Annotated in this window: 2 protein-coding genes; both read left to right on the top strand. The window is 74.1% G+C overall.

The genetic code is table 11. The annotated features are described in order from the left end of the window. Positions 1-4781: non-ribosomal peptide synthetase (locus RMT89_RS38355; protein WP_315888393.1), on the top strand; the 4781-nt coding region annotated here is incomplete at its 5' end. Beyond that, positions 4778-14563 (top strand): non-ribosomal peptide synthetase (locus RMT89_RS38350; RefSeq protein WP_315888392.1); only part of this gene is annotated, 9786 nt, incomplete at its 3' end. The genes RMT89_RS38355 and RMT89_RS38350, both read left to right, overlap by 4 nt.

The following is a 14563-nucleotide window of genomic DNA, read 5'->3' as shown; positions in this document are numbered from 1 at the left end:
TCCTCGCCGGGCCCGAACTGGCCCCGGTCGTACGGGAGGCGGGGGCGCGGCACCTCACGCCGCCCGCGGGCGAGCCGCCCGCGGACGCGCGCCTGACCGGCCTGGTCCGTGAGGCCGGGGCCGCTTTCGTCCTCGCCGGGCCCGAACTGGCCCCGGTCGTACGGGAGGCGGGGGCGCGGCACCTCACGCCGCCCGCGGGCGAGCCGGCCACGGACGGGCCCGAGCCGCCCGTCGCCGACCCCGCGGGCGTCGCCTACGCCGTCTTCACCTCCGGTTCCACCGGCAAGCCCAAGGCCGTCGCCGTCACCCACGCCGGAATCGCCAACCGCGTCGGCTGGACCGCCGAGCGGCACGCGCTCGGCGCCGGTGACCGCGTGCTGCTCAAGACGACCATCGGTTTCGACGCGGCCGTATGGGAGATCTTCGCCCCGCTGGTCAGCGGGGCCGCCGTGGTGCTCGCCCCGGCGGGCGCCGAACGCGATCCGGCGGCGCTGCTGCGCGCGGTCGCGGACCACGGCGTCACCGTTCTGCAGGTCGTGCCGTCGGTGCTGCGGCTCCTCGTCGAGGAGGGCGACTTCAGCGGCTGCGGCTCGCTCAGGCTGCTGTTCTCGGCGGGTGAGGCCCTGCACGCCGAGCTGGTCACGCGGCTGCGCGAGAAGGCCGGGGACGGACTTGAGGTCTGGAACACCTACGGCCCCACCGAGTGCTCCATCGATGTCACCGCCCAGCTCGTCGACCCCGCGCTCACCACGGGCCCGGTGCCCATCGGCCGCCCGCTGCCCGGTATGCGCGTCCTGGTCCTGGACGCCGGCCTCGCGCCCGTGCCGGTCGGTGTTCCCGGCGAGCTGTACGCCGGCGGGGTCGGTGTCGCCCGCGGCTATGTCGGCCGCCCCGACCTGACCGCCGAGCGCTTCGTGCCCGACCCGTACGCGACCGAGCCCGGCGCCCGGCTGTACCGCACCGGCGACCAGGTGCGCTGGCGGGCCGACCGCACCCTGGAGTACCTGGGCCGCCTCGACCACCAGGTCAAGGTCAACGGCGTCCGGATCGAGCCCGGCGAGGTGGAGGCGGCGCTCGCCGCGCACCCCGAGGTTACCGGCGCGGTCGTCGTCGCGTACCCGGCGGAGGACGGCGGCAAGCGCCTCGCCGCGCACCTCACCGGGACCGTCGAGACCGCCGAACTGCGCGGTTTCCTCGCCGAGCGGCTGCCGGAGAGCCATGTGCCCGCGCTCTTCCACGTCCTGGACGCCTTCCCGCTGCTGCCGAGCGGCAAGGTCGACCGGGCGGCGCTGCCCTCCGCCGAGGAGATCGCCGAGGCCGGGAAGCCGGCTGCCTTCACCGCCCCGCGCGACGCCGCCGAGGAACTCGTCGCCGGGGTCTGGGCGGAGCTGCTGGGGGTGGACCGGGTCGGCACCCACGACGACTTCTTCGCGCTCGGCGGCACCTCCCTGCAACTGACCCGGCTCGCGGCACGGTTGCGCGGCGCGTCGGGGGAGAAGGTGTCCCTGCGCGGTCTGTTCGCGGCGACGACGGTCGAGGCCCAGGCCCGGCTGATCGGAAAGCCGGCCGAGGAGACCGGCGCCCTCGTCGCCGTCCCCCGCGACGGGGAACTGCCCCTGTCCTCCGGCCAGCGCCGCCTTTGGTTCCTGGACCGGATGCACCCGGGCAGCCCCGAGTGGGTCGCCCCCCTCTTCCTGCGCCTGCCCGGCACCCTCGCCGCCGAGGACGTACACACCGCCCTCGACGCGCTGGCCGCACGGCACGAGCCGCTGCGCACCCGCTGCATCAGCCAGGGCGGCGAGCCGCGCCAGGTCATCGACGCGCCCGGCGCGCAGAGCGTCGAGCTGCGGGTGGCGGACACCACCGCCGAGGGTGTGGCCGCCCTGTTCGGCGAGCAGTTCGAGCGGGGCTTCGACCTCGCAAAGGGCCCGCTGTGGCGGGCGCTGCTGGTCCGGATCCCGGGCGAGGACCACCTGCTGCTGCTCACCCTGCACCACATCACCTGCGACGGCTGGTCCACGGTGCTGCTGGAGCGGGAGCTGCGCGCCCTGTGCGCCGGGGACCGACTGCCCTCGCCCGCCCTCCAGTACGCCGACTACGGCGCCTGGCAGCACGCCCGCCTCACCGACGAGGTGATCGAGCGGGAGCTGGCGCACTGGCGGACGGCCCTCGACGGCATCACCCCGACCGACCTGCCCACCGACAAGCCCCGCCCGGCTGTCCGCGACCCGCGCGGCGCCGTCGTGCCGTTCCGGATCGCCCCCGAACTCGCCCAGCGGCTCACCGAGTTGGGGCGGGCGCAGGGCGCGACGCCGTTCATGACGCTGCTCACCGCCTACGCCACCCTCGTCGCCCGCTACAGCGGCCAGTGGGACGTGCCGGTCGGCACCCCGGTCGCGGGCCGCACCCGGCCCGAGACCGAGAACATGGTCGGGTTCTTCCTCAACTCGCTGGTCGTGCGCTGCGGTCTGGGCCCCGAGGTGAGCTTCACCGAGGCCCTCGGCCGGGTCCGGGACGCGGCCCGCGCCGCCCTCGTCCACCAGGAGCTGCCCTTCGAGCGGCTCGTCGACGAGCTCCAGCCCGAGCGCGACCTGTCCCGCACCCCGCTCTACCAGGTCGCCTTCGACCTGCACAGCGAGGGCGTCACCAGTGTCGTCACCGCCGACGCCGACCTCGCCGCGTTCACGGAGGCCTGGCAGGTCGCCAAGACCGATCTGTCGCTGTTCATGCGGCAGACCCCCGAGGGCGCGCTCGACGGCGTCCTGGAGTACGCCACCTCGCTGTTCGACCGCGCCACCGCCGAGCGCATGACCGGCCACTTCCTGACGCTGCTGGAGCGGGTCTCCGCCGCCCCCGGCACCCCGCTCGGCACGGTCGACCTGCTGACCGCCGACGAGCGCGGCCGGCTGCTGACCGAGTGGAACGACACCGCCTACCCCGTCGCGGACAAGGCCGTCTTCGAGCTGTTCGAGGCACAGGCCGCCGCCGAACCCGAGCGCACCGCGCTGACCTGCGGCACCCGGACCATGACGTACGGCGAACTCGACGCCGCCGCCAACCGTCTCGCCCATCAGCTGCGCACCCGGGGCGCGGGCTGCGAGGCGCGGGTCGCCGTGCTGCTGGACCGGGGGCCCGAGCTGGTCACCGCGCTGCTCGCGGTGTGGAAGGCGGGCGGCGCCTACGTCCCGATCGACCCGTCCTACCCCGCCGACCGCATCACCGCGATGTGCACGGCGGCCCGGGCCCGCACGGCGGTCACCTCCGCCGCCTACGCCCACCGCTTCCAGGACTCCGGCGCCCGGCCGGTGCTGGTCGACGCCGACGCCGCCGAGATCGCCGCCCGCCCGGCGACCGCGCCCGCCCGCACCCGGGACCTGGAGCGGCTGGCGTACGTCATCTTCACCTCCGGCTCCACCGGCACCCCCAAGGGCGTCGAGGTGCCGCACCGGGGCCTGGTCAACCACGTCGCCTGGGCGGCGCGCGAGCTGGCCGGCGAGGACTACGGCGGGGGCGCCCTGTTCTCCTCGGTCGCCTTCGACCTGGTCGTCCCCAACCTGTGGGCGCCGCTGGTCAGCGGCCAGCGGCTGTTCCTGCTGCCGCAGGACACCGACATGTCCGAGCTGGGCAAGCGGCTCGCGGAAGCCGAGCCGTTCAGCTTCATCAAGCTGACCCCCGGTCACCTCGACGTCCTCGCCCATCAGTTGAGCCCGTCGCAGGCGGGTGCGCTCACGCCGGTGATGGTGGTGGCGGGCGCGGCGTTCACCCGGGCCACGCTGGAGCGCTGGCGCGAACTCGCCCCGGACATGCGGCTGATCAACGAGTACGGCCCGACCGAGGCCTCCGTCGGCACCTCCGTCTACCCGGTCCCGGCCGACGGCACCGAGGGCATCCCGGACGTCCTGCCGATCGGCCGCCCGCTGCCCAACATGACGATGTACGTCCTGGACGCGGCCCTCCAGCCGGTCCCGGTCGGCGTCACCGGCGAGCTGTACGTCGGCGGCACGGGCGTCGCCCGCGCCTACGCGGGCCGCCCCGACCTGACCGCCGAACGGTTCCTGCCCGACCCCTACGGCGGGGTCGCGGGCGCCCGCCTGTACCGCACCGGCGACCTGGTCCGCCGGCTGCCCGACGGCAATGTGGCCTTCCTCGGCCGGATCGACGACCAGGTCAAGATCCGCGGGCATCGCGTCGAACTCGGCGAGGTCCAGGCGGTGCTGGCCGGTCACCCGGAGGTGCGCGAGGCCTTCGTGACGACCGTGGACGGCGAACTCGCCGCCTACTGCACCCCGGAGACCGTCGCCGCCGACGCCCTGCGCGAGCACCTCGCGGAGCGGCTGCCCGACTACATGATCCCGGCGACCTTCACCGGCCTCGACGCCCTTCCCGTCAACGCCAACGGCAAGATCGACCGGCGCGCGCTGCCCGTCCCGGGCCGCCCCGCCGCCGACGACGGGCACATCCCGCCCAGCGGGCCGGTCGAGGAGCGCATCGCCGAGATCTGGACCGAACTGCTCGGCGTCCAGGCCGGCGCGCACGACAACTTCTTCCACATCGGCGGCAATTCCATCCTCGCGATCCGCCTCATCTCGCACCTCCAGCAGGAGTACGAGATCGACTTCGCCGTCCGCACGGTCTTCGAGGAGCCGACGATCGCCCGCCTCGCGGCCGCCGTCGAGGAGCGCGTCATGGCGCAGATCGACGCGCTGTCCGACGCCGAGCTGCTGCGCGACGCCATCACGGACTTTCCGACCCACGCATCGCTGAAGGAGCACAAGGCATGAGCACCGGGGAAATCGAGCAGAGCACGGTCTCGGGCGCCGATGCCGGGGCGCTTCGCGCGGAGTTGGTGGGGCGTGGGGTCGGGGGTGGAGCACAGGGCCCGGCCGCTGGGGAAGTCGAGCGGAGCTCGGTCTCGGGCGCCGATGCCGGGGCGCTTCGCGCGGAGTTGGTGGGGCGTGGGGTGGGGGGCGGTGCACAGGGCCCGGCCGCTGGGGAAGTCGAGCAGAGCTCGGTCTCGGGTGTCCTTGCCGAGGGGCCGGGCGCCGAGGCTCTGCGCGCCGAGTTGCTGCGTCGGCGGCTCGCCGGGCGGCGGGCCGCGGGCGGGCGGCGGTCGGAGATTCCGCGCGCCGGCCGGGATGCGCCGCTGCCGCTGTCGTACGGGCAGCAGCAGATGTGGTTCCTCAGCCGTCTGGAGCCGGACAGCCCCGAGTACCTCGTGCCGCTCGTCCTCAGGCTGCGCGGCGCCCTCGACACCGAGGCGCTGGGCCGGGCCTGGCAGGCGCTGCTGGAGCGGCACGAGATCCTGCGGACGCGATACGCGCTGGACGGGGACGAGCCCGTCCAGGTGATCGACGAGCCCCGGCCCGCGCCCCTCCAGGAGTCCACGGCCGCCGACGACGACGCGGCCCGCGCGCTCGTCGAGGCCGATCTGGCCCGTCCCTTCGACCTCGGCCGGGACTGGCCGGTGCGCGGCCGGCTGATCCGGCTCGCGGACGACGGGCACCTGCTCGCGGTGGTCTTCCACCACATCGCCTGCGACGCCTGGTCCACCGGCGTCTTCGGGCAGGAGCTCGGCGAGCTGTACACGGGCTCGGCCCCGGCGCCGCTCGCCGTGCAGTACGCCGACTACGCCGCCTGGCAGCGCGCCGAGCTGACCGGCGAGGTCATCGAGCGCCACCTCGGCTACTGGCAGCGCCAGTTGGCGGACCTGACCCCGCTCGACCTGCCCGCCGACCGCCCGCGCCCCGCGGTGCGCGACGGCGCGGGCGCCTCGGTCGCCTTCCAGGTCCCGGACGCCCTCGCGGCCCGGCTGCGTGAGCTTGCCGCCCGCCACGACTCCACCCTGTTCATGCTGTTCCTGGCCGCCTACCAGAGCCTGCTGGCCCGTTGGACGGGCCGCACCGACATCGCGGTCGGCACCGTGGTCTCCGGCCGCGGCCGCCCCGAGCTCCAGCAGCTCATCGGCTACGGCATCAACAGCCTGGTGATGCGCGGCGACCTGACCGGCGACCCCGCCTTCACCGACCTGCTGGCCCGCACCCGCGCCACGGTCCTGGACGCCTACGACCACCAGGACGTCGCCTTCGCCCAGGTCGTCGAGGCCATCGGCCCGGAGCGCGACCTGTCCCGCACCCCGCTGTTCCAGGTCGCGTTCACCATGCACGGCGACCGCGGCGCCGCCTTCGCCTTCCCCGGCGTGGACGTCACGCCGTTCGAGGGTTCCGGCAAGGTCGCCAAGTTCGACCTCGACCTCCAGGTCCGCGCGGGCGCCGGCGGCTCGCTCGGCGGCCACCTGGAGTACGCCACCGCCCTGTTCGACCGGGCCACGGTGGAGCGCTTCGCCGGCCATCTGCTGCGGCTGCTGGACGCCGTCGCCGCCGAACCGGCCGCGCCCTTGTCGTCGTACGACATTCTCGGCGCCGAGGAGCGGGCCCTGCTCGTCGGTTCCCCCGAGGTGCCGGAGCCGGTGACCCGCCGGGTGCACGAGCTGTTCGAGGAGCAGGCGGCGCGCACGCCCGACGCGGTGGCCGTCTCCTTCGAGGGCACCGACCTGACGTACGCCGAGCTCAACGCCCGCGCCAACCGCATCGCGCACGCCCTGATCGCCCGCGGCGCCGGCCCCGAGACGCTGGTCGGGCTGAGCCTGGAGCGTGGCCCGGAGCTGATCCCGGCGCTGCTCGGCATCCTCAAGTCCGGCGCCGCCTACCTGCCGCTGGACCCCGCCAACCCGGCCGACCGGATCGCCTACATCGTCGAGGACGCCCAGGCGCCGGTCGTGGTGACGACCTCCGAGCACGCCCACCTCTTCGACGTGGACCTGCTGCTCCTCGGCGGGGAAGGCGAGGAAGGCGAGGAGGAGGGCCGGCCGGAGACGAACCCGGCGGTCCCCGGCAGCCCCGAGAACCTGATCTACACGATCTACACCTCCGGCTCGACCGGAAAGCCCAAGGGCGTCGCCCTCACCCACGCCAATGTCGTCCGGCTCCTTCAGCGCGGCCACGAGCACTACGCGTTCTCCGAGGCCGACGTCTGGCCGCTGTTCCACTCGTACGCCTTCGACGTCTCGGTCTGGGAGATGTGGGGCGCGCTGCTCTTCGGCGGCCGGCTCATCGTCGTCCCCTACGCCGTGACCCGCTCGCCGGAGGAGTTCCTCGACCTGCTGGTGCGCGAGAAGGTCACGGTCCTCAACCAGACGCCGACCGCGTTCCGTGCGCTGATCGGCACCGACGCCGAGCTGTCGCTGCGGGCGGTGGTGTTCGCGGGCGAGAAGCTGGAGGTGTCCGAACTGCGGCCGTGGACCGACCGGTTCGGACTGGACCGGACCGCCCTGGTCAACATGTACGGGATCACCGAGACCACCGTCCACACCACCTACCACCGGCTCACCGACGCCGACCTCGACCCGCAGGCCGGCAACCCCGTCGGCCACCCGCTGGCCGACCTGAGGGTCCACCTCCTGGACTCCGACGGCCTGCTGGTCCCGGTCGGCGTGCCCGGCGAGATTCACGTCGGCGGCCCCGGCGTGGCCCGCGGCTACCTGGGCCGCCCGCGGCTGACCGCCGAGCGGTTCGTGCCCGACCCGTACGGCCCGCCCGGCTCCCGCCTCTACAAGAGCGGCGACCTCGCGCGCCGGATGCCCGACGGCAGCCTGGAGTTCCTCGGCCGTATCGACGACCAGGTCAAGATCCGCGGCTTCCGGATCGAACTCGGCGAGATCGAGACCGCCCTCGCCGCCCACCCGCAGGTCCGCGACGCGGTCGTCCTGGTCCGCGAGGACACCCCCGGCGACAAGCGCCTGACCGCCTACGTCACCCCGGCCGGCGAGGACGCGCCGGCCCCCGGCGAGCTCCGCTCCCACCTGGCCGGACAGCTGCCCGAGTACATGGTCCCGGCCGCCTTCGTGGCCCTCCACGCGCTGCCGCTGACCACCAACGGCAAGCTCGACAAGCGCGCCCTGCCCGCCCCGGGCCAGGACGCCCTCGGCGCCTCGGGATACGTCGCCCCGCGCACCGTCGCCGAGGAGCGCATCGCCGAGGTGTGGGCCGAGGTGCTCGGCCTGGAGCAGGTCGGCGTCGAGGACGGCTTCTTCGAACTCGGCGGACACTCCATCCGTGCCGTCACTCTCGTCGGCCGGCTGCGCGCCCTCGGCTACGACCTCGCCGTACGCGATGTCTTCGAGTACCGCACGGTCGCCCGGATCGCCGAACTCGTCACCGGCCGCCCGGCCCCCGCCGAGGCCGCCCGCACCGTCGGGCCGTTCTCCCTGATCGCCGCCGCGGACCGGGCGAAGCTGCCCGAGGGCCTCGCCGACGCCTACCCGCTGTCACAGGTCCAGCTCGGCATGGTCGTCGAGATGCTCACCGACGACGGCAAGCACCCGTACCACAACGTCACCTCGTTCCGGATCCGCGACGAGCGCCCCTTCTCCCTCGACGCGCTCCAGCAGGCCGCCGCGGTCGTCGTCGCCCGCCACGAGGCCCTGCGCACCTCCGTCGACCTCACCGGCTACTCGGTGCCGCTCCAACTGGTGCACGCCACCGCCGAGATGCCCGTCGGCGCCCGGGACCTGTCCCACCTCAGCGGCGACGAACTCCAGGCAGCTCTGCGCGAGTTCACGGTCGCCGAGCGCTCCCGCCTGTTCGACCTGTCCGAGCCGCCGCTGCTGCGCCTGTACGCGCACCTCGCCGGCGACGGCAGCTGGTGGATCACCAACACCGAATGCCACGCGATCCTCGACGGCTGGAGCCACCACTCCCTGCTGATGGAGGTTCTCCACGAGTACGACGCGTACGACCGCATCCGCGACGGCCAGGAACCCTCCGAGACGCAGGCGCCCGCCGTGCGCTTCGCGGACTTCATCGCCGCCGAACTAGACGTCCTCGACTCCGACGAGTCCAAGGCGTACTGGCAGGGCATCGTCGACGGTCACGCCCGTCTCACCGTGCCCGCACCCTGGCGCGGCGACCCGGACGACGACGGCACCCCCTACCGGGTGGCCGTGCCCTTCCACGACCTGGAGGAGCGGCTGCGCTCCCTGGCCGCCAAGGCGGGCGCCTCCCTCAAGAGCGTCCTGCACGCGGCCCACCTGAAGACGCTGAGCATGCTCACCGAGGAGGAGCGCTTCTTCTCCGGCCTGGTGTGCAACGCCCGGCCCGAGCTCCTCGGCGCCGACCGCGTCTACGGCATGCACCTCAACACGCTGCCCTTCGCCCACGACCGCGACCACGACACCTGGCGCGAGCTGGTCGCGGCCGTGTTCGCCCGCGAGATCGAGCTGTGGCCGCACCGCACCTTCCCGATGCCGGTCATCCAGCGCGACCTCGCCGACGGCGAACGGCTGATCGACATGCGCTTCAGCTACCACGACTTCGACCAGGTCGACCGCGAGCAGGTCGACTACCTGGCGAGCATCGACGACAGCCCCACCGAGTTCCCGCTCGGTGTCTCCGCCCGCGTCGGCCACCTCGTCCTCACCGCCGCGCCGCGCGCCCTGAGCCGCACCGGCACCGACCGGCTCGCCGCCATGCTGCGCCAGGTCCTGGAGGCGATGGCCGCCGACCCCGAGGGCGACGCACGGGCCACGTTCCTGCCCGAGGGGGAGCGCGAGCGGCAGTTGGTCGCCTGGAACGACACCGCCTACCGGGCCGAGACCCGCACCGTGCTCCAGCGCTTCGAGGAGCAGGCGGCCCGCACCCCGGGGGCCGTCGCGGTCCGCCACGCGGGCGGCACGCTCTCCTACGGCGAACTCGACGCCCGCGCCAACCAGATGGCCCACCATCTGCGCGCCGAGGGTGTCGGCGCCGAGTCGCGCGTCCTGGTCCAGCTGGACCGCGGCCCCGACCTGCTGACCGCGCTGCTCGCGGTGTGGAAGGCGGGCGGCGCCTATGTGCCCGTCGACCCGTCCTACCCGGCAGACCGCGTCGCCGCCATGCGCGAGATCGCGGGCGCCGCGCTCACCCTCACCGCGCTGCCGGCCGACGCGCTCGTCAACCGGCCCGTCAACGCCCCCGAGCGCGACGACGACCTCGACCGGCTGGCGTACGTCATCTTCACCTCCGGCTCCACCGGCACCCCCAAGGGCGTCGAGGTGCCGCACCGGGGCCTGGTCAACCACGTCGCCTGGGCGGCCCGCGAGCTGGCTTCCCGAGGCGAGGGCGGTGCCCCGCTGTTCTCCTCGGTGGCCTTCGACCTCGTCGTCCCCAACCTGTGGGCGCCGCTGGTCACCGGGCAGGCCGTGCACACCGTCGCGGGGGACGTCGACATGGCTGACCTCGGCGAGCAGCTGACGGCCGCGGCGCCCTACAGCTTCATCAAGCTGACGCCGGGGCATCTCGACGTACTGGCCCAGCAGTTGACCGCCGAGCAGGCGGCGGGTCTGGCGCCGGTGCTGGTGGTGGCGGGCGAGGCGTTCACCCGGGCGACCTTGGAGCGCTGGCGCGCGCTCGCCCCGGACGTGACGCTGATCAACGAGTACGGCCCGACCGAGGCCTCCGTCGGCACCACGATCCACCCGGTCCCGGCCGACGCCGACACGGACGTCCTGCCGATCGGCCGCCCGCTGCCCAACATGACGACGTACGTCCTGGACCCGGCGCTCCAGCCGGTCCCGGTCGGCGTCACCGGCGAGCTGTACGTCGGCGGCACCGGTGTGGCCCGCGGCTACGCGAACCGCCCCGACCTGACCGCCGAGCGCTTCGTCCCCGACCCCTACGGCAGCGTCCCCGGCGCGCGTCTGTACCGCACCGGCGACCTGGTGCGCCAACGGGCCGACGGCGCCACCGAGTTCCTCGGCCGGATCGACGACCAGGTCAAGATCCGCGGCTACCGGATCGAACTCGGCGAGGTCCAGGCGGCGCTGGCGGCCCACCCCGAGGTCCGCGACGCCTTCGTCACGACCGCCGACGGGGAACTCGCCGCCTACTGCACCCCGGACACGGTCACCGTGGACTCGCTGCGCGAGCACCTGGCGGCCGTCCTGCCCGAGTACATGGTCCCGGCCGCGTTCGTCACCCTGGACGCCCTGCCGCTGAACGCCAACGGCAAGGTCGACCGGCGCGCCCTGCCCGCCGCGGAGCCGGTGACCGACGACGGCTACGTCGCCCCGCGCACCGTCACCGAGGAGCGCATCGCCCAGGTCTGGGCCCAGGTCCTCGGCCTTGAGCGGGTCGGCGTGCAGGACGGCTTCTTCGAGATCGGCGGCCACTCCATCCGCGCCGTCGCCCTGGTCGGGGCGCTGCGCTCGGCCGGCTTCGACATCGGCGTACGGGACGTCTTCGAGCACCGCACGGTCGCCGAACTGAGCGAGTTCCTCACCGGGCGCCCCGCCCGCACCGAGGTGGACACGCCCGTCGAGCGGTTCGCGATGGTCACCGACGAGGACGAGCGGCGGCTGCCCGCCGACGCCGTGGACGCCTACCCGCTCACCCAGGTGCAGCTCGGCATGGTCCTGGAGATGCTCGCCGACGAGACCCAGCACGCCTACCACAACGTGTCGTCGTTCCGGATCACCGACGACGACCGGCCCTTCTCGGCCGACGCCCTGCGCGCCGCCGCGGACGCCGTCGCCGCCCGGCACGAGCTGCTGCGCACCTCCTTCCACCTGGACGGGTACGCCGAGCCGCTCCAGGTCGTGCACGCCGAGGCGGCCATCCCGGTCGCCGTCCACGACCTGACAGAGCTCGACGAGCAGGCCCGCCGCGAGGCGGTCCAGCAGTTCATCGCCGCCGAGCGCGCCGACCTGTTCGACCTGGCACAGGCGCCGCTGCTGCGGATGACCGCGCATGTCGAGGGCGACGGCGCCTGGCGCCTCGGCCTCACCGTCTGCCACGCCATCACCGAGGGCTGGAGCCACCGCGCGCTGCTGATGGAACTCCTCGACGAGTACCGCCGCGCCCGCGACGACGCCGAAGCCGCCGAGCCGCCGGCGCCCGCCGTCCGCTACGCCGACTTCGTCGCCGCCGAACTGCGCTCCCTGGACTCCGAATCGGACCGCGGCCACTGGCAGGACGTCACCGGCCGGTACGCGCGCTTCACCCTCCCGTACGCCTGGGCGGGCGACCGGAGCGCCCCGCGTGAGCGGTTCCGGGTCGCCGTCGAGCTCCGGCCGTACGAGCAGGGGTTGCGCGCCCTGGCCGCACGGGCCCGGGTCTCCCTCAAGAGCGTGCTGCTCGCCGCCCACCTCAAGGCGCTCAGCCTCGTCACCGAGGAGGACCGCTTCCACTCCGGGCTCGTCTTCAGCGCCCGCCCCGAGGCACCCGGCGCCGACCGTGTGTACGGCATGTACCTCAACACCCTGCCGTTCGCCTTCGACGCCGACCGCGACCGCAGCTGGGAGGAGCTGGTCCGCGAGGTCTTCGCGCACGAGGCGGGCATGTGGGAGCACCGCCGCTATCCGATGCCGGCCATCCAGCGCGACGCGGGCCTGGAGCGGCTGCTCGACGTCCGCTTCAGCTACCAGGACTTCGACCACGTCGACACCGAGCGCGTCGACGTCGGCGACAGTTCCGGCGAGGGAGCCACCGAGTTCGGCCTGGCCGTCTCCGCGGTCTCCGGCTATCTGCTGATGACCACCCACACCCACGCCCTGTCACGCGAGAACGCCGACCGGCTCACCGCCCTGTACGCCGGCGTCCTCACCGCCATGGCGACCGACCCCACCGGCGACGCCCGCCTCGTACCGCTGCCCGAACAGGAGCTGCACCGGCAGCTGGTGGAGTGGAACGACACGGCGTACGAGGCCGAGCCCGCCTCCGTGCTCCAGCGGTTCGAGGAGCAGGCGGCCCGTGTCCCGGACGCCCCCGCGGTCACCCTCGGGGACGACACGGTGAGCTACGCCGAACTCGACGCCCACGCCAACCGGCTCGCGCACGCCCTGCGTTCACGCGGGATCGACGACGAGGCGCGGGTAGCCGTCCAGCTCGACCGCGGTCCCGGCCTGATCGCCGCGCTGCTCGCGGTGTGGAAGGCGGGCGGCGCCTATGTGCCGATCGACCCGTCCTACCCGGGCGAGCGCGTCGCCGCGATCGTGCGCACCTCGGGCGCCGCGGTGGCGCTCACCCAGGCCGCGTACGCGGACCGCTTCGAGGCCGTGGATGTCCTCCTGGACGACACCGACGCCGGCGCGGGGCCCTCCACCCCGCCCACCCGCACCGACGACCTGGACCGGCTGGCGTACGTCATCTTCACCTCCGGCTCCACCGGCACCCCCAAGGGCGTCGAGGTGCCGCACCGGGGCCTGGTCAACCACGTCGCCTGGGCGGCCCGGGAGCTGGCGTCGAAGGGCGGGGGCGGTGCGCCGATGTTCTCCTCGGTCGCCTTCGACCTGATCGTCCCCAACCTGTGGGCGCCGCTGGTCACCGGGCAGCGGGTGTTCGCCGTCCCGCAGGACACCGAACCGGGCCTGCTGGGCCGGGCGCTGCTGGCCGGCGCGCCGTACGCGTTCGTCAAGCTGACGCCCGGTCACCTCGACCTGCTCGCCGAGCAGCTCACCACCGAGCAGGCGCAGGAGCTCGCCGCCGTCCTCGTCGTCGCGGGCGAGGCGCTGCCCGGCGCGACCGCGGACCGCTCCCTGGACATCCTCGGCCCGGGCCGCCTCATCAACGAGTACGGGCCGACCGAGGCCTCCGTGGGCTCCACGGTCTTCCCGGTCGTCGAGCCCGTCGGACGGGACGTCGTGCCGATCGGCCGCCCGCTGCCCAACATGACGACCTACGTGCTGGACTCGGCGATGCGCCCGGTCCCGGTCGGTGTCGCGGGCGAACTGTACGTCGGTGGCACGGGCGTGGCCCGCGGCTACGCGAACCGCCCCGACCTGACCGCGGAGCGCTTCCTGCCCGACCCCTACGGCGGTGTCCCGGGCGCCCGGCTGTACCGCACCGGCGACCTGGTGCGCCAACTGGCCGACGGGAACGTCGAGTTCCTCGGCCGGATGGACGACCAGGTCAAGATCCGCGGCTACCGCATCGAACTCGGCGAGGTCCAGGCCGTCCTCGCCGGCCACGCCCAGGTCCGCGACGCGTTCGTCACCGTGCACGAGCCGGTGCCGGGGGACCGCAGGCTGGTCGCGTACTGGACGCCGGCCGCCGGGGGGACCCCGGACGCGGAGGCCCTCGCCGCGCACTGTGCGCTGCGGCTGCCCGACTACATGGTGCCGTCGGCCTTCGTCGCCCTCGACGCCCTGCCGCTGAACGCCAACGGCAAGGTCGACCGGCGCGCCCTGCCCGCCGTGGACCGCGGCGCCCTGCGTACCGGCACCGACCACGTGCCGCCGCGCACGGACACCGAGAAGACCCTCGCCGCCATCTGGTCCGACGTCCTCGGCGTCGAACAGATCGGCGTCCACGACCGGTTCTTCGACCTCGGCGGCCACTCGCTGCTGATGATCAAGGTGCTGGCGGCGGCCCGGACGGCGGGCCTGACGGTGTCGATCTACCGCATGTACCAGCACGACACGCTGATCGACCTGGCGGCGGCGATCGACGAGGACGCGGCGGAGGCCGGGAAGGCCAAGGCCCCGAAGACCGAGCGGGCCGCGGTGGGCCGGACGGCGGAGGCCGGGAAGGCC

Source organism: Streptomyces sp. P17, from assembly GCF_032436805.1.
Classification (GTDB): Bacteria; Actinomycetota; Actinomycetes; order Streptomycetales; family Streptomycetaceae; genus Streptomyces.
This window is presented reverse-complemented; position numbering and strand designations above follow the sequence as displayed.